Annotated in this window: 19 protein-coding genes and 2 pseudogenes; 7 read left to right on the top strand and 14 right to left on the bottom strand. The window is 74.7% G+C overall.

Going from position 1 to position 18,920, the window contains the following annotated elements; translation table 11 throughout:
- The first annotated feature begins 308 nt into the window (after nucleotides 1-308).
- Nucleotides 309-1,112, top strand: a complete 804-nt coding sequence (locus KDL28_RS04985) for an IS5 family transposase (RefSeq protein ID WP_256500896.1) — start codon at nucleotides 309-311, stop codon at nucleotides 1,110-1,112.
- Nucleotides 1,113-1,430: 318 nt separating this feature from the next.
- Complete coding sequence (locus tag KDL28_RS04980; protein WP_252436001.1) at nucleotides 1,431-2,504, top strand: hypothetical protein; 1,074 nt, start codon at nucleotides 1,431-1,433, stop codon at nucleotides 2,502-2,504.
- A gap of 77 nt (nucleotides 2,505-2,581) precedes the next feature.
- Here KDL28_RS04980 and KDL28_RS04975 read toward each other — a convergent pair.
- Nucleotides 2,582-2,683, bottom strand: a pseudogene (locus KDL28_RS04975) (transposase); the annotation flags it as partial.
- 120 nt (nucleotides 2,684-2,803) lie between these two features.
- Between KDL28_RS04975 and KDL28_RS04970 the strand changes: the two are divergent.
- Entirely contained in the window at nucleotides 2,804-3,565 is a 762-nt protein-coding gene (locus tag KDL28_RS04970) for a phosphotransferase family protein (protein WP_252436000.1), read from the top strand.
- 13 nt (nucleotides 3,566-3,578) lie between these two features.
- Here KDL28_RS04970 and mug read toward each other — a convergent pair whose 3' ends face one another.
- Complete coding sequence (gene mug, locus KDL28_RS04965; protein WP_252435999.1) at nucleotides 3,579-4,133, bottom strand: G/U mismatch-specific DNA glycosylase; 555 nt, start codon at nucleotides 4,131-4,133, stop codon at nucleotides 3,579-3,581.
- 387 nt (nucleotides 4,134-4,520) lie between these two features.
- Between mug and KDL28_RS04960 the strand changes: the two genes are divergently transcribed.
- Nucleotides 4,521-5,594 carry an ATP-dependent DNA ligase gene (locus tag KDL28_RS04960; RefSeq protein ID WP_252435998.1) on the top strand — a complete coding sequence of 358 codons (1,074 nt, stop codon included), beginning with the start codon at nucleotides 4,521-4,523 and terminating at the stop codon, nucleotides 5,592-5,594.
- 32 nt (nucleotides 5,595-5,626) lie between these two features.
- Here KDL28_RS04960 and KDL28_RS04955 read toward each other — a convergent pair whose 3' ends face one another.
- A complete protein-coding gene (locus tag KDL28_RS04955; protein WP_252435997.1) occupies nucleotides 5,627-5,779 on the bottom strand; it encodes a hypothetical protein in 153 nt (50 codons plus the stop codon).
- Between the two features lie 60 nt (nucleotides 5,780-5,839).
- Between KDL28_RS04955 and KDL28_RS04950 the strand changes: the two genes are divergently transcribed.
- Both KDL28_RS04950 and KDL28_RS04945 read left to right on the top strand, forming a co-directional pair.
- Nucleotides 5,840-6,409, top strand: a complete 570-nt coding sequence (locus tag KDL28_RS04950; protein ID WP_252435996.1) for a TetR/AcrR family transcriptional regulator — start codon at nucleotides 5,840-5,842, stop codon at nucleotides 6,407-6,409.
- Nucleotides 6,406-7,677 (top strand): FAD-dependent oxidoreductase, encoded by a 1,272-nt coding sequence (locus tag KDL28_RS04945; RefSeq protein WP_252435995.1) that lies wholly within the window; start codon nucleotides 6,406-6,408, stop codon nucleotides 7,675-7,677. The genes KDL28_RS04950 and KDL28_RS04945 overlap by 4 nt, the downstream gene beginning before the upstream one ends.
- Before the next feature lie 6 nt (nucleotides 7,678-7,683).
- Here the strand turns inward: KDL28_RS04945 and rlmN are convergent, their stop codons facing one another.
- The 9 genes and pseudogenes from rlmN to rpsB all read right to left on the bottom strand — a co-directional run bounded on the left by rlmN (nucleotide 7,684) and on the right by rpsB (nucleotide 15,838).
- A complete protein-coding gene (rlmN, locus tag KDL28_RS04940) occupies nucleotides 7,684-8,799 on the bottom strand; it encodes a dual-specificity RNA methyltransferase RlmN (protein ID WP_252435994.1) in 1,116 nt (371 codons plus the stop codon).
- The gene (locus KDL28_RS04935; RefSeq protein ID WP_252435993.1) at nucleotides 8,796-10,001 is read right to left on the bottom strand and encodes a hypothetical protein; all 1,206 of its coding nucleotides are present in this window, start codon (nucleotides 9,999-10,001) and stop codon (nucleotides 8,796-8,798) included. The genes rlmN and KDL28_RS04935 overlap by 4 nt, the downstream gene beginning before the upstream one ends.
- Before the next feature lie 166 nt (nucleotides 10,002-10,167).
- Nucleotides 10,168-10,818: a hypothetical protein gene (locus KDL28_RS04930; RefSeq protein ID WP_252435992.1), complete on the bottom strand. Its 651-nt coding sequence runs from the start codon at nucleotides 10,816-10,818 to the stop codon at nucleotides 10,168-10,170.
- Nucleotides 10,819-10,860: 42 nt separating this feature from the next.
- Entirely contained in the window at nucleotides 10,861-11,583 is a 723-nt protein-coding gene (locus KDL28_RS04925; RefSeq protein ID WP_252435991.1) for a class I SAM-dependent methyltransferase, read from the bottom strand.
- Entirely contained in the window at nucleotides 11,580-12,455 is an 876-nt protein-coding gene (locus tag KDL28_RS04920) for a phosphatidate cytidylyltransferase (RefSeq protein WP_252435990.1), read from the bottom strand. The genes KDL28_RS04925 and KDL28_RS04920 overlap by 4 nt, the downstream gene beginning before the upstream one ends.
- A gap of 10 nt (nucleotides 12,456-12,465) precedes the next feature.
- Nucleotides 12,466-13,023 carry a ribosome recycling factor gene (gene frr / locus KDL28_RS04915; RefSeq protein WP_252435989.1) on the bottom strand — a complete coding sequence of 186 codons (558 nt, stop codon included), beginning with the start codon at nucleotides 13,021-13,023 and terminating at the stop codon, nucleotides 12,466-12,468.
- A gap of 89 nt (nucleotides 13,024-13,112) precedes the next feature.
- Nucleotides 13,113-13,856: pseudogene (gene pyrH, locus KDL28_RS04910) on the bottom strand (UMP kinase); the annotation flags it as partial.
- Between the two features lie 98 nt (nucleotides 13,857-13,954).
- Complete coding sequence (tsf, locus tag KDL28_RS04905; protein ID WP_252435988.1) at nucleotides 13,955-14,770, bottom strand: translation elongation factor Ts; 816 nt, start codon at nucleotides 14,768-14,770, stop codon at nucleotides 13,955-13,957.
- Nucleotides 14,771-14,944: 174 nt separating this feature from the next.
- Nucleotides 14,945-15,838 (bottom strand): 30S ribosomal protein S2, encoded by an 894-nt coding sequence (gene rpsB / locus KDL28_RS04900; protein WP_252435987.1) that lies wholly within the window; start codon nucleotides 15,836-15,838, stop codon nucleotides 14,945-14,947.
- Nucleotides 15,839-16,185: 347 nt separating this feature from the next.
- Between rpsB and KDL28_RS42040 the strand changes: the two genes are divergently transcribed.
- Entirely contained in the window at nucleotides 16,186-17,016 is an 831-nt protein-coding gene (locus KDL28_RS42040; protein ID WP_372496889.1) for a M23 family metallopeptidase, read from the top strand.
- A 15-nt stretch (nucleotides 17,017-17,031) separates the two neighbouring features.
- On the opposite strand, the gene KDL28_RS04890 is transcribed toward KDL28_RS42040, so the two are convergent.
- Together KDL28_RS04890 and KDL28_RS04885 are read right to left on the bottom strand one after the other, a co-directional pair.
- The gene (locus KDL28_RS04890; protein WP_252435986.1) at nucleotides 17,032-17,922 is read right to left on the bottom strand and encodes a FliA/WhiG family RNA polymerase sigma factor; all 891 of its coding nucleotides are present in this window, start codon (nucleotides 17,920-17,922) and stop codon (nucleotides 17,032-17,034) included.
- Nucleotides 17,897-18,874, bottom strand: coding sequence for a tyrosine recombinase XerC (locus KDL28_RS04885; protein ID WP_252435985.1), 978 nt, complete (start codon nucleotides 18,872-18,874; stop codon nucleotides 17,897-17,899). Before KDL28_RS04885 ends, KDL28_RS04890 begins: the two co-directional genes overlap by 26 nt.
- Between the last annotated feature and the right edge of the window lie 46 nt (nucleotides 18,875-18,920).

Genomic DNA, 18,920 nt, shown 5'->3' with positions numbered 1-18,920 from the left:
GTGGACCGGGTGGCTGGCAGGAACCCGGGAGTTCCTGGGAGCCCGCTGGGAACGCCGTGGCTCCGACCGGCGCCGACGACCACGACAGTGGCGTGCGACGGCCGAACTGGCAGCGATCTCCCAGCTCAGGCCGCGACGGCGCGCAGCCGCTCGTCCTGCGGGGCCGTCTCCCCGGCCACCGCCGGGTTCTGAGTGCGTGTTCGAGAAGCGTCGGCGTGTCTGCGTGATCATGGGCTCGGTGCCGTCCACGGTGGACCGATGGCACGACGCAAGGCACCGCGCCACGCCGTCGGGGCTACCCCTCGGACCTGACCGATCAGCAGTGGGAACTGGCCGAGCCGTTGCTGCCGGCACCAAAGGCCGGTGGCCGCCCGGAGAAACACCCACGTCGACTCATCGTGGACGCAGTCCTCTACGTGGTCCGCACCGGCTGCTCGTGGCGGCAACTACCAGCGGACTTCCCGCCCTGGGAGACGGTGTACTGGTACTTCACCCGCTGGGAGAAGGCGAAGGTCACCGAGAAGATCCTGACCGCCGTCCGCGAACAGCTCCGGGTCGAGGGCCGTAACCCCGAGCCCAGCGCGGGCCTGGTCGACTCACAGACCGTGAAGGGAGCTGACACCGTCGGCGCCGACACCCGCGGCTACGACGCCGGAAAGAGGATCAACGGCCGCAAGCGGTTCATCGTCACCGACACCCTCGGTCTGCTGCTCACCGTCGTGGTCTGCACCGCGAGCATGCAGGACCGCGATGGGGCCAAGCCGGTGCTGCTGCAGGCCTACCTGGCCTCGCCGGTGCGGTTCGTGTTCGCCGACGGCGCCTTCGGCGGCCGGCTGCTTGAGTGGGCGACCCGGATCCTGCGCACCACGATCCACATCGTGCGCAAGCCCGCCGGCCGGCAGGGCTTCGCGGTCATCCCGCGCCGATGGGCGGTCGAGCGAACCCTTGCCTGGTTGACCGCGCACCGCCGCCTGGCTCGAGACTACGAACGCGATCCCGCGGTGTCCGAAGTGATGATCCGCTGGGCCGCGATTAACACCATCACACGACGACTCGCCCGCGGAGGGCCAGCCACGCGTCAGCAGCGCCGGACTTTCCCGGCACCAGCTTGACCCACCTCAAACACGCTCTGAGCCGGCTCGGCGGCGGTCACGGCCGTCATCGGGTGCAGCGCGCTCAGCAGCTGGTCCCGGGGGCCGATCCGAGCGCGGTCACCGATGGTGATCATGACATCGTCCATGACACCGCGTCACTGTTGACGAACGCCCGCACCGATGCGGATCTGTGTGCCGTAGCTGCACTGGAACCTCGGCATCGCGTGAGCCGGTTGCCGTCGCGCCGGACACCGCGGTAGTTTCCGGGAACCGACCTACCTGATCCGCAGGGGAGTCAGCGCGCTGTCGCGCGTCTCCAGCCAGGAGGCCGCACCCGTGAACGTCGACCAGCCCGATCTGTGGCGCTCCCAGGGCAGCCCCGCGCCGACTGTGCTGTGGGACATGCTCGACGGTCCGATGCCGCGAGGGCTTCTCGGTGTCGGTGACCCGAACGTCCACCTCGTCGACGGCCGCTGGACCCTGTTCGTCGGCGGCTTCACCATCACCTTCCGCAACCGCCTGTTCCGTGCGCACCTGGTCGACGAGGCGACCGGTCCCCGCGGTCTTTGGCGGATCGACCGCGACCGTCAGGGCCGGGCCCTACCGCTGGCGGCTGACCCACCGAAGGGCGGTTGGGACGCCGCCGGCATGCACACCCCGAGCTACGTCCCGCCGACCGCGGGCAACGGCGCCCGGATCTACTACTCGGGCCGGGCGAACGCGAAGCACTACGGACCCGGGAGCAGCTACGCGATCGGCGTGCTCGAGTACGTCGACGGCCGGTGGCGGCGGCGCGGGGCGCCGGTGCTGGAGGGCAGCGCCCCGCGGTGGAGCGCGCTCGAACCGCGCGTCGTCCACGCCGGGGGCCGCTACCGGATGTGGTATCAGGCGAACCCACATGAGATCGGCCCCGGCGAGCACCCCGACTACGAGCTGCGGTACGTCGAGAGCGAGGACGGCCTGACCGGCTGGACGCCGCCACGGGTCTTCGCCGGCCCGGCCGAGGGGTTCTTCGACATCGCGATCGCGCGATGCGGCGACGGGTGGGTGATGCTGCTGGCCCGCGGGTCTGACCTGCATGGCACGGGCGGCTTCCCGCCGCAGGGCCTCTGGTGGAGCACGGCGGCGCGTCCCAGCGCCGATCGGGCGGACTGGTCGCAGCCCCGGCGGCTCCTCGACACCGACGCGCCGGGTACTCCGGTGTGGATGGCCCGCGGAACCTACGGCCCGGGGCTCGCGTTCGATCCTGCCGACCCCGCTCGCGCCACGGTGCTGCTGACGGGCGTCCGGGCCGCCCCGCGGTGGCCCCGCCTGATGCTCGGGCGGGTCGCCCGGCTGCGTCGCCCGCCGGTGCCGGCACCATTCTACCTGTCGGTGGCGTCCCTGACGCTTGATCTGACGACCTGCTGATCGATGCGCTCACACGGCCTGGCTCCAGGTCGACGTAGGGCTCAGCGTGCGGGACCCGGACGGTGCGGCCGCGCTGGGATCGCGTCCACCACGTCACGACGCGGATGCTTCTCCGGCCGCCCACCAGTCTTCACCGGCGACAGCAACGGCTCGATCAGCGCCCACTCCTCGTCGGTCATCGGACGGATACCGCGGTCTACGTCCCGCCATCACCTCGACGTGGACGATCAAGCCGGATCGGTCACGCAGACACGCGCCCTTCTCAAACACGCTCTGAGTCGTCTTCCACCGCTGGGGTGGTGATCTCCGCGACAATGACCGACGTGCACGAGGTCGAGGTCGTCGTCGCCCACCAGGAGCGCGCGACGCTGCGGGTCGGTGAGGTGTTCTTGAAGATCGACGCCGATCGGACGCGCATCGACGTCGAGGCCGAGGCGATGGCCGTGGCGCCGGTCCCGACCCCGGAGATCCTCTGGCGCAAGCCGCCCGTGCTCGCGCTCGCCGCCCTCCCGGGGACCGCACTCGGCCGCCTCGGCGAACCGTCGATCGCGTCGCCGGGGGCGTGGGCCGCCGCGGGTGCCGCCGCACGGAGGCTGCACGACGCGCCGCTGCCGCCATGGCCCGGTCGGACACCCGACGAGATCGCGGCGCACCTCGACAGCCGATGCGAGTGGCTCGTCGCCGAGCGCGTCCTCCCCGTCGACCTGGTCACGCGCAACCGCGGGATCGCCGAGGCCGCGCTCCGGCCGTGGACACCGGCGTTCACGCACGGCGACCTGCAGCTCGACCACGTCTTCGTCGACGGCGACGAGATCACCGGCGTGATCGACTGGTCCGAGGCGGGCCGGGGTGATGCCCTGTACGACCTCGCCACCTTGACGTTCGGGCACGAGGAGCGCCTGGGTGATGTCCTCAGCGGCTACGGCGCCGACGTCGACCTCGACGTGATCCGCGGGTGGTGGTCGCTGCGAAGCCTGCACAACATCCGCTGGCTGATCGAGCACGGCTTCGACCCGTTCCTGCCGGGCTGCGAAGTCGATGTGCTGCGGTCTCGGATGTGAAGCCGGCTGCGGCTCAGGACGCCGCCTCCCGCAGGCGGGCGAACTCGGCGGCCAGCCCGGCGGGCGTCCAGTGCGCGTTGAGGCCGCTGGGGTTGGGCAGGACCCAGATCCGGGTCGGGCCCCAGCGCTCGTCCTGGGGGCCGACGGTGGCCTTGGGCAGGGCGAAGGCGGTGCGGTACGCGGTGATGCCGACGACGGCCAGCCACGCCGGGCGCACCCGATCGACCAGGTTCCGCAGCCGCCGGCCACCGGCCACCAGCTCGGCGCCGGACAGCTCGTCGGCGCGGGCGGTGGCGCGGGGGGCCATGCTGGTGATGCCGAGGCCCAGGGCCGCCAGCTCGCCCTGCTCGGCCGGGAGGAGGCGGCGCGGGGTGAACCCGGAGGCGTGCAGGGCGGGCCAGAACCGGTTGCCGGGGCGGGCGAAGTGGTGGCCGGTCGCGGCGGAGACCAGCCCGGGGTTGATGCCGCAGAACAGCACGCGCAGGGGCGGGTCGCCCGGGCCGGGCAGGACGTCGTCGATCGTCCGGTCGCGGGCGGCGGCGAGCTCGGCGGGGGTCGGCGCAGGCACCCCGGCATCGTGCCCGCTCAGCCCGCTCCCGCGTTGGCCGCCATCCGGCGCAGCACGTCGACGGTGGCCGCGTACTCCGCGGGCTCGATCCCGGCCATGAGCCGCCGCCGTCGGGGCCGGCCTGCTGCGACGGGAGGCCGACCAGGCCGACGGCCGCTCCCGGCTCGCGCTGACCACCGCGGGGCGCGACCGGCTGGCCCGGCTGCACGAGCACCGGCGGGCCCGGTTCAGCGCCGCCATGGACGGGTGGACCGCGCACGAGCGCGCGGCCTTCGCCGACCTGCTGACCCGGTTCGTCGCCGGGCTCGACGACTGAACGGCCGCGCCCGCCACCCCGATCGGGTGCCCGCCGGTCGCCTGCTTGCCGTGGGGGGCAGGATGACCTGCGTGGACCTCCCCGTGATGCCCCCGGTGAAGCCGATGCTGGCCAAGCCGATCGCGAAGATCCCGACGGGCCGGCTCTACGAGCCCAAGTGGGACGGCTTCCGCTCGATCATCTTCCGCGACGGCGACGAGGTGGAGATCGGCAGCCGCAACGAGCGCCCGATGACCCGCTACTTCCCGGAGGTCGTGGAGGCGGTCAAGGCCAACTTCCCGGACCGCGCGGTGATCGACGGCGAGATCGTGGTGGCCGACACCGCCCGCAACACCCTCGACTTCGAGGCCCTCCAGCAGCGCATCCACCCGGCGGTGTCCCGGGTGACCCTGCTGGCCGAGCAGACCCCGGCCAGCTTCATCGCCTTCGACCTGCTGGCCGTGGGCGACGAGGACCTCACCGAGCGCCCGTTCAGCGAACGCCGGGCCCGACTGGAGCAGGCGCTGGCCTCGGCCGCTCCGCCCGTGCACATCACCCCGCTCACCGACGACCACGAGCGCGCGCAGCAGTGGTTCGAGCAGTTCGAGGGGGCGGGCCTGGACGGGCTGATCGCCAAGCAGCCCGACGAGGTCTACCAGCCCGACAAGCGGGTGATGGCCAAGATCAAGCACGAGCGCACGTGCGACTGCGTGGTGGCCGGCTACCGCGTGCACAAGTCCGGCCCGGACGCCATCGGGTCACTGCTGCTGGGCCTGCACGACGAACGCGGGACGCTCGCCTCGGTCGGGGTGATCGGGGCCTTCCCGATGGCCGTGCGCCGGGAGCTGTTCGTCGAGATGCAGCCGCTGGTCACCGACTTCGAGGGCCACCCGTGGAACTGGGCGGCGCACCTGCAGGGCGAGCGCACCCCGCGCAAGAACGAGGTGAGCCGCTGGAACGCCGGCAAGGACCTGTCGTTCGTGCCGCTGCGCCCGGAGCGGGTGGTCGAGGTGCGCTACGACTACATGGAGGGCGTCCGGTTCCGGCACACCGCGCAGTTCGTGCGCTGGCGGCCCGACCGCGATCCCGAGTCGTGCACCTACGAGCAGCTCGAACGGCCCGTCTCGTTCGACCTCGCCGACGTCCTGGGCGTCCAGGACTCGTGAGTGCGGATCACGGCCAGGACCGTGATCCGCACTCACCGTTCGGCCACCGCCCCGATCGCCGGCTCGAGGGCGGCCGCCGAGGAGAACACGGCGTCGAGCTCGAGCCACAGCTCGCCGTGGTGGCCCGACTCGAACCGGAAGTGCCCGGTCCGGGCACCCACCAGGCCCATCACGATCTCGTGCACGAGCGAGGTCCACCCCCACCCGCTTGCCGGGGGCGAACGCTGTGCCCTAGCCTCAACCAAGTGGTTGGTGGAGTGGAGAGCGGGCGCCGTGAGCAACTCGTGCTGGCGGCCTTCCGCCGGGTCGCCGAGGCCGGGTTCGAGGGCCTGCGGCTGCGCCAGGTCGCCGAGGACGTCGGCATCGACCACTCGACGCTGCACCACCACTTCGCGACCAAGCAGGACCTGGTGCTCGCGGTCGCCGAGTACGCCACGCGCCAGTTCTGGGTGCTCGGCGACGGACCGCCCGATCCCGCGCGGGCGCTGCGCGAGCACCTGGCGGGGCTGCGCCGGATGCTCGACGAACGGCCCGAGCTGTTCGTCGTCACCGTCGAGCTCGACCTGCGGGCCCGGCGCGATCCCGCGGTCGACGACGCACTGCGGCGCCACGAGGCCGGGTGGCGGGAGGTGCTGTCCGACGTGCTCACCGCGGGCAACGCCGCCGGGGCCTGGGCCGCACCGCTGGACGTGGCGGTGACCACCGAGCTGGTGATCGCCACGGCGAAGGGGGTCCGGCTCGCCCCGGCGGCAGCGGGGCCGGTGTTCGCGCAGCTGGAGGCCATGGTGATCGGTGACCGAGGGGAACAGCCATGAAGGTGGTCGTGGTCGGGGGCGGCATCGGCGGGCTGGGGCTCGCCCAGTCCCTGCACCGGTCCGGTGTCGACGTCGAGGTCCACGAGCGGGACGCCGCGGTGGGCGGGCGCTGGGAGGGCTACCGCATCCACGTCAACCCCACGGGCGCCCGCGCCCTGCACGCCTGCCTGCCCGCCCGGGCCTGGCGGGAGTTCCGGGAGACGGCCGGGCCCGGCGGCGACTTCGGCTTCCTGACCGAGCAGCTCGACGAGCTGGTCGTCGTCGAGGAGTCGATCATGTACCCGGCGGGGCCGAGCGATCCCGCCGAGGACCACTACGCCGCCGACCGCGCCGTGCTGCGCCGCCTCCTGGCCGACGGGCTGGACGACGTCGTGCGGTACGGCGCGGAGTTCGTCGACTACGACCTCCTGCCCGACGGGCGGGTGCGCGCCCGCTTCGCCGACGGGCGCACGACCGACGCCGACCTGCTCGTCGGCGCCGACGGGGTCCGGTCGCGGGTCCGCCGCCGGCTGCTGCCCACCGTGCGACCGCGGCCGACGGGTGCCACCGGCATCGCCAACAAGATCTGGCTCACCGACGAGGTGCGCGCCGCGCTGCCCGCACGGCTGCGCACCGGGATGAACGTCGTGTCCACCGACGCCCCGTTCTTCCTGTTCACGTCGGTGTTCGAGCCGCCGCGCGGCGCCGGTCGCCCCTACCTGCTGTGCGCGCTGGTGGCCCGCACCGACGCGTTGCCACCCGACCTCGCCGACCTCGACGCCGACGCCCTGCGCATCATGGTGGACGTGCTGGTCGCGGGCTGGCACCCGGCGCTGCGGCGGGCGCTGGCCGAGGCCGATCCGCACAGCCGCACCGCCACCGCCTTCCACAGCACCCTCCCGCCGGCGCCGTGGCCGGCCGGCCCGGTGACGGTGCTCGGGGACGCGATCCACGCCATGCCGCCGATCGGCGGCCTCGGCGGGAACACCGCGCTGCGCGACGCGCACCTCCTGGGCCGGTTGCTGCCCGCCGTGCACCGCGGCGAGCGCGACCTGCTGCCGGCCGTGGCCGAGTACGAGGCCGAGATGCGCGAGTACGGCCCGGCGGCGGTGCGCTACTCGCTGGAGCAGCAGGACCAGGCCCTGGCCGCCGGAGCCGCGGGGGCGGCGGTGACGCGGGCGTTCTTCCGGCTCTGCGGCGCGGTGCCGCCGCTGCGCAGGCGGGTGTTCGCGAAGTCGTGGATCGGGCCGGCGATGCCGCGGGAGTGGGAGCTGCGCCCCGCGGCCTGAACGGGGCTACCCCTGGGCGGCGAGCTGGCCGCAGGCCGCGGCGATCTCCCGGCCCCGGGTGTCGCGCACGGTGCAGGCGACGCCTGCGTCCTGCACGATCCGCACGAACTCGTCCTGCACGGGGCGCGGCGAGGCGTCCCACTCGCTGCCCGGGGTGGGGTTGAGCGGGATGAGGTTGACGTGCACCCGCTTGGTGCCCACCCGCTGGCGCAGCAGCTTGGCCAGCAGCGCCGCCCGCCACGGGTGGTCGTTGACGTCGCGGATCAGCGCGTACTCGATGGAGACCCGTCTGCCGGTCGTCTGGGCGTAGCGGCGGGTGGCGTCGAGGACCTCGGCGACGTTCCAGCGGTTGTTCACCGGGACGAGCGTGTCGCGCAGCTCGTCGTCCGGGGTGTGCAGGGAGACCGCGAGGGTGACCGGGAGCCCCTCGGCGGCCAGCTTGTCGATCGCCGGGACCAGGCCCACCGTCGAGACGGTGACCCCCCGGGCGGAGATGCCCAGCCCGTCCGGGGCGGGCTCGGTGATCCGGCGCAGCGCCGCCACGACCCGCTTGTAGTTGGCCAGCGGCTCGCCCATGCCCATGAAGACCACGTTGGACAACCGGGCGGGGGCGCCCAGGGCGCCGTCGCGGGCGGCCGCGGCGGCCTGGCGGACCTGCTCGACGATCTCGCCGGTGGACAGGTTGCGCTGCAGGCCGCCCTGGCCGGTGGCGCAGAACGGGCAGGCCATCCCGCAGCCGGCCTGGCTGGAGATGCAGACGGTGGCCCGATCGGGGTAGCCCATCAGCACCGACTCGGCGCGGGCGCCGTCGTGGCCCTTCCAGAGGGTCTTGCGGGTGGTGCCGTCGTCGCAGGCCTGCTCCAGGACCGGGGTGACCAGCGGGGGGAGCAGGGCGCCGAGCGCCTCGCGGGCCGGGGCCGGCAGGTCGGTCATCGCGTCGAGGTCGGCGGTCAGCCGGGCGAAGTAGTGGCGGGCGAGCTGGTCGGCGCGGAAGCCGGGCAGACCCAGCGCGGCGACCTCGGCCCGGCGGTCGGCCGGGTCGAGGTCGGCGAGGTGACGCGGGGTCGGCGTGCGCCGGGGCGCGTCGAAGACGAGGGGGAGGGTGCTGGGCTGCGCAGTCATGACCCTTCGATTGTGCCAGGTCGCTCCCGCTCACCCCGCCGGCGCAGTACGTACCCCAGGGTGGCCGCGCCCAGCGCGGGTCCCCACACCGGCAGCGGGAAGACCAGCTGCAGCCACGGCTCGCCGGCGGCCACCGCCATCGCGGCCATCGGCACCGCGGCCGAGCAGATCACCAGCGCGACCAGGGCGCCGGGCACCGCCGCCGCGGCCACCGGGACCGGGCGCCCGCGCAGCCCCGGCATCCACCGCGGCCACACCTCGCCCCAACGCGCGACCAGGCCGGCCGTGAGGACCGCGCCCGCCACCGCGGCGCCGCCCAGCAGCAGGCCCTGCAGCCGCATCTCCCCCACCACCTGCAGCTCCGTGCCCTCCGGCACACCCAGCGGCCACGGGGTCAGCCAGGTGGCGCGCAGCAGGGCGTACGGCAGCGGGCACAGCACCGCGATGACCGTGGCGATCCGGCCCCAGCGGGCGGCGGCCGCCGGCCGGGTCCACGCGGCGGATGCACCGCCGGACGCCCTCCGCGCGGTCGCCCAGCCCACCGCGAGCCACAGCGCACCGCCCGCGGCCAGGAACAGCACGGCGAGGGACCGCGGCGCCGTGCGCGCCAGGCCCGCCCCGAACGCGGCCGCCCACCTGCCGACGACGGCGCCGTCGGCCACCCCGCTCACCCACGCCGCCAACAGGACCAGCACCAGCACGGCGGCGACGGCCGCGGCCAGCCGCGAGCGCAGCGCGCCGGCGAGCAGGGTGCCCAGCAGCACCACCGGGCCGAACGCGGCCATCAGGTAGCCGAGCAGCACCAGCAGCGACAGCCCGGGGGCCAGCAGCACGAACGCGATCCCGTAGACCACCGCCGTCGCCACGACGACGACCGCCGATGCGGCGCCCGGCAGGCGCCCGGCCGCGATCCGCTGGGCGCGGACCGCGGCGACCACCGCGACCAGGACGCCCACCGCGCCCGCCGCCATCAGCAGCGGCGGCCCGGCCGCGGCGGGCAGCGCGCCGAGCACGGTGCCCTCCCCCTGCGGGTCGGCCGGGCCGAACGGGTAGCCGCCGGTCGCCCACCACCACAGGCCGAGCAGGACGGCCAGCGCCGACCAGGTCGCGGCGGCCGCGGGCAGCAGGGTGGGCCCGCGGAACGGGCCGGGGACGGGTGCGGGGGCCGGCCGGTGCGGGCCGGTGCGGTGGGTGAGCGCCATGCCGACGACGATGCTCCGCCGCCGCGCGCCGACCGTCCCCGGCGAGCGGGATCCCGCTCCCCCGGCAGGGGGAGATGCCGTCGGTCGGGCAGGCGAACACGCCGACCCCCTGCGGGGCCCTGGCGGGTGAGCGCCATGCCGGCGGCGATGTGCCGCCGGCGCGCGGCTACCGTCCCCGGCGAGCGGGGTCCTGCTCCCCCGGCAGGGGCAGCCTGCGCGTGTCGCCCCGGCGCGCCGGCCCGACCGGCGGCGGCTGCGGGTGGCGCTGAGTGCGCGCCTCGGACCGCAGGCGGCGGGGGTCGAGCAGCCCACCGCGGTGCGCCGCGATCAGCCAGTACAGCAGGCCCGCGATCAGACCGACCGCTCCGACCGGGTACAGGGCGCCCGCCGAGCGCAGGGCCAGCACCGCCCCGGCCGCGCCCAGCACCAGCATCAGCGCGCCCGCGGCGACCAGCGGGCGCTCGTCGAGCACCGCGGCCAGCGAGATCGACGCCAGGCCCACCAGCACCGCGCCCAGCGGGACCACGAGCTCGCCGAGGCTGAAGTACCCGAGCACGCTGCCCGAGACCGCCAGCAGCGCCGCGGTGATGCCGACGGTGCGCAGGAACTTCCCGCGGGCCCCGGACGCGAGCCGCACGCCGGTGCCGTGCCTGCGGTGCAGTGCGACCAGCAGCCCCCCGCTGAGCCCGAGCCCGAGCGCCAGCACCAGGGTGCCGGTGCCGCCCTTCAGGGCGCTGGTGCCGATCGTCCACCAGGCGGCGCCGACGACGGGCTCCAGGTACGGCACCGGGACAGGGCGCGCAGCCGGTTCACGCATGCCCCCACGGTATCCGGATCGGCGGGCCGGGCGGTCGCGGGCTCAGGGCGCGCTGAGCGCGCCGACCCGCTGCACGTGCAGCCGGTAGCCGACGCCGAGCGCCGGACCGGTCGTCTCGGCCACCGCGCGCGCCGCGACCCGCGGGCTGAACTCGATGCGCAGCACCGACTCGCAGGTCTCCCGGTCCGGGAAGACCCACCGGGTGGCCACCCTGCGCAGCGCGAAGCCCTCCCGCTCGAAGAACCGCTCGACCGCGACCGGGTCGTAGTGCGGGATGTCGGCGCGCATCCAGCCGCCGTAGGGCCCGACGGTGGCGTCCAGGTCGACGATCGCGATCCTGCCTCCCGGCCGCAGCACCCGGCGGGCCTCGGCGAGCCCGGGTTCGCAGCCGGGACCGAAGAAGTAGGCGGTGCGGGCGTGCACCAGGTCCACGCTCGCGTCGGGCAGCGGCAGGTCGGCCGCCCCCGCCCGCAGCACCGCGGCGGTGTCGCCGACGCGGTGCCGGGCGCGCTCCACCAGCGGCGCGTACGGCTCGACCCCGGTCACCGAGGCCGCCTCGGCCGCGAACCGCGGCAGGTGGAAGCCGTCGCCGCAGCCCACGTCGAGCACGTCGGCGCCGGCCCACGGGGCCAACTCGCGCAACGCGGCCCACAGCGCGCCGTCGGCGTCCTGGGCCTCGTTCTCCCGCTCGTACACCTCCGGCCAGTGCCAGATGTTCGGGCTGGGGATGGGCCGCTCGGCCGCGGCCCGGCGGAACGACCTCACCCGACGGGGACGGGCACCAGCAGGCCCAGCACCGCCCAGCTGACCACGGCCGTGGGCAGCAGCGAGTCCATCCGGTCCATCAGCCCGCCGTGGCCGGGCAGGATGTTGCCCATGTCCTTGATCCCGAGGTCGCGCTTGATCATCGACTCGACCAGGTCGCCGAGGGTGGCGGTGACCACGAGCAGCGCGCCGGTGAGCGCACCGGCCCACCACTGCCCGCCGAGCAGCAGCCACACCGAGAGCGCCCCGGCGGCCATGCCCGCGATCTGCGAGCCGGCGAAGCCCTCCCAGGACTTCTTCGGGCTGATCGTGGGGGCCATCGGGTGCCGCCCCGCGGTCACCCCGGCCACGTAGCCGCCGATGTCGGAGCCGACCACGCAGATCATGAACGTGAGCACCCGGCCCACGCCGTCCTCGGGCACCGTCATCAGGGTGGCGAACGAGCAGAACAGCGGCACGTAGGCCGCGACGAACAGACCCGCCGTGACGTCGCGGACGAAGTGCGCCGCACCCGCCCGCATCCGCCACAGCATCACCGCGATGGCGGTGAGCGCGAACGAGACCGCCTGCCCGGCCGCGCCGAACGGCCAGGCCAGCCAAACCATCGCCTGGCCGCCGACGAGCAGGACCGGCAACGGGACCTCGATGCCCACCCCGCGCCGCATCGCCCCGGCGAGCTCCCAGGTGGCGACCAGCGTGGCCAGCGCCAGCACTCCGATGAAGACGTGCCGCTCGATCAGCAGCGAGCCGATGATGACCGCGCCCAGCCCGGCCCCGACGGCGACCGCCGCACCCAGGTTCCGCCCGGCGCGCGATGCGCGTCGGGCCGGCGGCACGACCGCGGGCAGGTGGTCGGAGGATGAAGCGGTCACGGACGGTGTCTCACACCTCGAGCAGTTCGGTTTCCTTGTGCTTGACCAGGTCGTCGATCTGGTGCACGTACTTGTCGGTCGTGCCCTGCAGCTCCTTCTCCGCGCGGGAGACCTCGTCCTCGCCGGCCTCGCCGTCGCGGACGATGCGGTGCAGCTCGTCCATCGCCTTGCGGCGGATGTTGCGCACCGTGACCCGGGCGTCCTCGCCCTTGCCGCGGGCGACCTTGACCATCTCCCGGCGGCGCTCCTCCGACAGCGGCGGGATCACCACGCGGATGATCTGGCCGTCGTTGCTCGGGTTGAGGCCCAGGTCGGAGTCGCGGATGGCCTTCTCGAGCTGCCGGAGCTGGCTGGCGTCGTACGGCTTGATCACCGCCATCCGGGCCTCCGGCACGTTGATGGAGGCCAGCTGGTTGATCGGCGTCGGCGCGCCGTAGTAGTCGACCACGACGCGGGAGAACATGTTGGGCGTCGCCCGGCCGGTGCGCACGCTGGCCAGGTCGTCCTTGGCCACCGAGACGGCCTTCTCCATCTTCTCCTCGGCGTCGAACAGCGCCTCGTCGATCACGGCTGCTCCCTACCTTCCTGCCCTGTGCCCGGTGCTGTGCTCGAAGCTTCGCCCGGTCCGGGGCCGGGCCCCGCACCGTCCGCCCAGTCGGGCGTGCTGACGAGGGTCCCGATCCTCTCACCGCGCACCGCCCGCGCGATGTTCCCCTCCAGCAGCAGGTTGAACACGATGATCGGCATCTTGTTGTCCATGCAGAGGCTGAACGCCGTCGCGTCGGCGACCTTCAGACCCTGCTCGAGGACCTCGCGATGGGAGATCTCCTCGTAGAGCTTGGCGTCGGCGTGGATCTTCGGATCGGCGGTGAAGACACCGTCGACGCCCTTGGCCAGCAGCAGTACCTCGGCCCCGATCTCCAGGGCGCGCTGCGCGCCCGCGGTGTCGGTGGAGAAGTACGGCATCCCGACACCGGCGCCGAAGATCACGACGCGGCCCTTCTCCAGGTGCCGGATGGCTCGGCGCGGGATGTAGGCCTCGGCGACCTGCCCCATCGTGATGGCGGTCTGCACGCGGGTGTCGATGTGGTGCTCGCGCTCCAGGAAGTCCTGCAGGGCGAGGCAGTTCATCACGGTGCCGAGCATGCCGATGTAGTCGGCGCGGGCCCGGTCCATGCCGCGCTGCTGCAGCTCGGAGCCGCGGAAGAAGTTGCCGCCGCCGATGACCACGGCGACCTGCGCGCCGTCGTTCACCACGTCGGCGATCTGGCGGGCGACGGCTTCGACGACCGTCGGGTCGACCCCGACGGCACCGCCGCCGAACATCTCACCACCGAGCTTGAGCAGCACGCGGCGGAAGCCGGGGCGGGTGCCGTCGAGGCCGATCCTCAGGTCGCTCATCGTCCTCCCTCGCTGGCGCTCGGTCGGCGCTGCGCGGGCGCTGTGTCGAATGATCCGCTCGCAGGCTCGCTCATCGCGTCGTCGCGCCAACCCGGCCGTCAGGCCTGGCCGACCTCGAAGCGCACGAACTCCTTGACCGAGACGCCGGCGTCGTCCAGCAGCGCCTTGACGGTCTTCTTGGAGTCCTGCACCGATGCCTGCTCGAGCAGCACGACGTCCTTGTAGAAGCCGTTGACCCGGCCGTCGACGATGCGCGGCAGGACCTGCTCGGGCTTGCCCTCCTCGCGGGCGGTGGCCTCGGCGATGCGACGCTCGTTCTCGATCACGTCGCCGGGGACCTCGTCGCGGGTGAGGTACTGCGGGCGGGCCGCGGCGATGTGCATCGCGACGCCCTTGGCCGCCTCCTCGTCGGAGCCGTCGTAGGCGACCAGGACGCCGATGGCCGGCGGCAGGTCGGAGGCGCGGCGGTGCTGGTAGAGCGCGACCGGGCCGTCGACGTGGACGTAGCGCTTGAGCTCGAGCTTCTCGCCGATGCGGGCCGAGAGCGACTGCACGGCGTCGAGCACGGTGCCGTCGTCGAGCTTGGTCGCCTTGAGGGCCTCGAGGTCGGCGGGCTTCTCCTCGACCGCGACCCGCAGGATGCGGTCGGACAGGTTCTGGAAGTCCTCGCTCTTGGCGACGAAGTCCGTCTCGCTGTTCAGCTCGACCATCGTGCCGCCCGCGGCGGCCACGAGCCCGTTGGCGGTGTCGCGCCCGGCGCGCTTGCCGACGTCCTTGGCGCCCTTGATGCGCAGCAGCTCGACGGCCTGCTCGATGTTGCCGTCGGACTCCTCGAGAGCCTTCTTGCAGTCCATCATCCCGGAACCGGTGAGGTCGCGGAGCTTCTTGACGTCGGCGGCGGTGTAGTTCGCCATCGTGGTGCCTTCTCGTCCGTTCTCGTGGGGGCTGGTCGCGAGGGGTGGCGGGGGGGGGGGGGGGGGGGGGCCGCCCCCCCCCCCCCCCCCCCCCGGCGGGGGGGGGGGGGGGGGGGGGGCCGCGGGGGGGGGGGGGGGGGGGGGGGGGGGGCGCCCCCCCCCCCCCGACTCCGGTCAGCTCGCGGTCTGCTGGGTGCCGTTGCTGGTGGTGGCGGGGGCGGCCTCGGCGGTCGGGTTGGGGCCCTCGCCGGTCGCCCCGGGCGCGGCCAGGCTCGCGCCGTCCGAGCCGGCGCCGCTGGTCAGCAGCTCCTGCTCCCACTCGGGCAGCGGCTCGGCCGGAGCACCCTCGGCGGGCTTGTCCTCGCCCTCGCCGCGGCGCGCCGAGCGGGCCATCAGGCCGTCGGCCGCGGCGCGCGCGATGACCTTGGTCAGCAGCGCGGCCGAGCGGATCGCGTCGTCGTTGCCCGGGATCGGGTAGTCGACCTCGTCGGGGTCGCAGTTGGTGTCGAGGATCGACACGACCGGGATGCCCAGCTTGCGGGCCTCACCGACGGCGATGTGCTCCTTCTTCGTGTCCACGATCCAGACCGCGCTCGGGACCTTGCTCATGTCCCGGATGCCGCCGAGGGTCTTCTCGAGCTTGGTCTTCTCGCGCGTGAGCATGAGGATCTCCTTCTTGGTGCGACCCTCGAAGCCCCCCGTCTGCTCCATCGACTCCAGCTCCTTCATGCGCTGCAGCCGCTTGTGCACGGTCTGGAAGTTGGTCAGCATGCCGCCCAGCCAGCGCTGGTTGACATAGGGCATGTTGACCCGGCCCGCCTCGTCGGCGATGGCCTCCTGCGCCTGCTTCTTCGTGCCGACGAACATGATCGTCCCGCCGTGCGCGACGGTCTCGCGGACGAACTCGTAGGCGCGGTCGATGTAGGACAGCGTCTGCTGCAGGTCGATGATGTAGATGCCGTTGCGCTCGGTGAGGATGTAGCGCTTCATCTTCGGGTTCCAGCGGCGGGTCTGGTGCCCGAAGTGCACACCCGAGTCCAGCAACTGCTTCATGGTGACGACGGCCACGGCCGGTGCTCACCCTTCGTTCGGCGTGGTCGCCCGGCGGCCACGCGTGCGGTTGTGCGGGCGCCGGTCGGCGACACCGCCCTGGTGCTCGCGTCGGCGACCGGACCCGGTTGTCCGAACCCGGGACCGCCCGTCCGCCGTTACCCGTACCCCGGGGCCGGATGGCCGCGGGCGAGGATGGCGAGCACGCGAAGTCGGCCCGACTTGCGTCGAGCCGCAGCACGAGTCTACGCCGCGGGCGGGTCGCAGCTCATCCGGTGCCCCGAGTTGTCCACATCGGGGCCGGCCGTCCACAGCCGCGACGATCCGCGCCCCGCCGCGACGCGGGCGGACGCACCCTGGCGGGCATGACCGAACCGCCCCTGCGCCGGCCCACCGCCACCCGGTCCCGCCGGCGGCGACCGAGCCGGCTGACCGAGCGCGCGATGCGGACGTGCCTGCTCACGGAGCCGGAGCCGGCGCCCGTTCCACCTGAACGACCCCCGCCACCCGAGCCACCCGGGCCGCCGGGGCCGGACCGGCGCCGGGCCCGGGCCGCGGCCGTCCTCGCCTGCCTGGCCGTGGTCGCGGTCTGCGCGGCGGCCGCGGCGCTGCCGGCCGGGGCGCCGGCTCCGGCACCCGCGGCGACGACGCCCGGCCCACCCGTGCGGCCCGCCCAGCCCGGGCCCACTCCCCCGCCCCCGCCATCGCCGGACGCCGACGCGCGCGGCACCCCGCCGGCCCCCGGTCCGGCCCCCGGGGCCCGCTACGGCTGGCCGCTGCACCCGGTCCCCGCGGTGCGCACGCCGTTCCGGCCGCCCGCGCACCCCTACGGACCCGGCCACCGCGGCGTCGACCTCGCCGGCGCGCCGGGCGCGGAGGTGCTGGCGGCCAGGGCGGGCACGGTGGTGTTCGCCGGGCCCGTCGGCGGGCCCGGGGTCGTCTCGGTGCTGCACGACGACGGCCTCCGCACGACCTACCAGCCGGTCCGGCCGCTGGTCGCGACGGGCGCCGCCGTGGCCGCCGGGCAACCGGTGGGGCGGCTCGACCCCGGCCACGCCGGCTGCCCCGACCCGGCCTGCCTGCACTGGGGCGTGCGCCGCGGCCCGGGCGAGTACCTCGACCCGTTGGTCCTGCTGCGCCCGCCGCGGGTGCGGCTGCTGCCGGTGCCCGAGCCGTGGCCGGTGCGCGAGCTCTGACGGGTGCGCGGGCGCTCAGCCCGCGGCCAGCTCCTCCAGCCGCCCGCGCAGCCTGCCGACCAGTCGCGAGTGCAGCTGGCACACCCGCGACTCGGTGACGCCGAGCATCCGGCCGATCTCGGCCAGGGTGCGGTTCTCCAGGTAGTAGAGCCGGACGACGGTGCGGTCGCGCTCGCCCAGCTGGGCCACCACCATCGCCAGCTGGCGCAGCGTCTCGCGGGCCTGCACGGTGGCCATCGGGTCGGGGGTGTGGTGGTCGGCGAACAGCTCCGAGGCCCCGCCGCTGCTCTCGTCGAGCGCCTCCACGCTGACCACCTGCACCTGACGGGTGAGCCCGCGCAGCTCGTGCACCGGCACCCCCAGCTCGCCGGCCAGCTCGCGGTCGGTCGCCGCGCGCAGCAAGCGCGCCTCCAGCCGCTCCTGGGCCCGCTCCAGCTCGCGAGCCCGGCCGCGGACGCTGCGCGGCACCCAGTCCTGGGCGCGCAGCTCGTCGAGGATGGCCCCGCGGATCCGCTGGGCCGCGTAGCTCTCGAAGCGGGGGCTGCGCTCCGGGTCGAACCGCTCGACCGCGTCGATCAGCCCGAACACGCCCGACTGCACGAGGTCGGCCAGCTCGACGTGCGCGGGCAGCCCGGCGGCCACCCGGTGGGCCACCGCGCTCACCAGGGCCGTGTAGTGCACGACCAGGTGGTCGCGCACGTCCCGGGTGGGCTGGGCGAGGTAGCGCGTCCAGAGTTCGTCGACCGACGGCGCCACCGCGCCGACCACCGGCCCGACCTCGGCGGGGCCGTCCGTGACCGCGGCCGCGCCGGTCGGCACGCCGACCAGCCGGACGGGCGCCGCGACCGCGCCGGCGTGCGCCGCACCAGGGAGTCGCAGCTCATGCCCTGGGATGCGCCTGCTCATGGACCACCTTCAGCCGCTCGACGGTGACATGCGTGTAGAGCTGAGTGGTGGCTAGCTTAGCGTGACCGAGCAATTCCTGTACGTAGCGGAGGTCGGCACCTCCCTCGAGCATGTGGGTGGCGGCGGCGTGCCGCAGACCGTGCGGGCCGACGTCGGGCGCGCCGGGCACCGCGGCCAGCGCGCGGTGGACGACCGTGCGCGCGACGCGCGGGTCGAGGCGGCCCCCGCGGGCGCCGAGCAGCAGCGCCCGCGGCGAGGTCGGGCGGACGAGGGCCGGGCGCCCGTCGTCGAGCCAGCGGCGCAGCGCGGCCGCGGCCGGGACGCCGAACACGACCGTGCGCTCCCGGTCGCCCTTGCCGACGACGCGCAGGGTGCGCCGGTCGAGGTCGACGTCGGCGAGGTCGAGGCCGCAGAGCTCGCCGACCCGCACGCCGGTCGCGTAGAGCAGCTCCAGGACCAGCCGGTCGCGCAGGGCGACCGGATCGCCCTGCGCGGACCCGGACTCGGCGGCGGTGAGCACCTCGGCGGTCTGCTCGGCGTCGGGCACCGCGGGCAGCGTGCGGTGCGGGCGGGGCGAGGCCAGCCGGGCCCCGGGGTCGGTCTCGATGAGGCCGTCGCGGCGGGCCCAGGCGGTGAACGTGCGGGCGGCCGCCGCGCGCCGCGCCAGGGTCGAGCGCCCCGCCCCGGCGGTGTGCTGGGCGGTCAGCCAGCCGCGCAGGGCGCGCAGGTCGAGCTCGGTGAGGTCGGCCAGCCCGGTGAGCAGGGTGGTGAGGTCGCCCCGGTAGGCCCGCACGGTGTGCCGCGACCGCCCGCGCTCCAGCTCCAGGTGGCGCAGGAACCGGTCGAGCTGCTCGGCGACCGCGGGCGCGAGCCCGGCGGGCGCGTCCCCGCCGCCGCCCACCGCGGCATCGCCGGCGCGGCGGGACGAGCGGGGGCCGGGGCGGGGGTCCATCGCTCGACGGTGTTGGAGCCGGGCCGGTGGGTCAAGCTCCGTCGCG

It is taken from the genome of Pseudonocardia humida, from assembly GCF_023898865.1.
Lineage (GTDB): Bacteria > Actinomycetota > Actinomycetes > Mycobacteriales > Pseudonocardiaceae > Pseudonocardia > Pseudonocardia humida.
The sequence above is the reverse complement of the archived record's forward strand: the minus strand, read 5'-3'. Positions and strand labels throughout refer to the sequence as shown.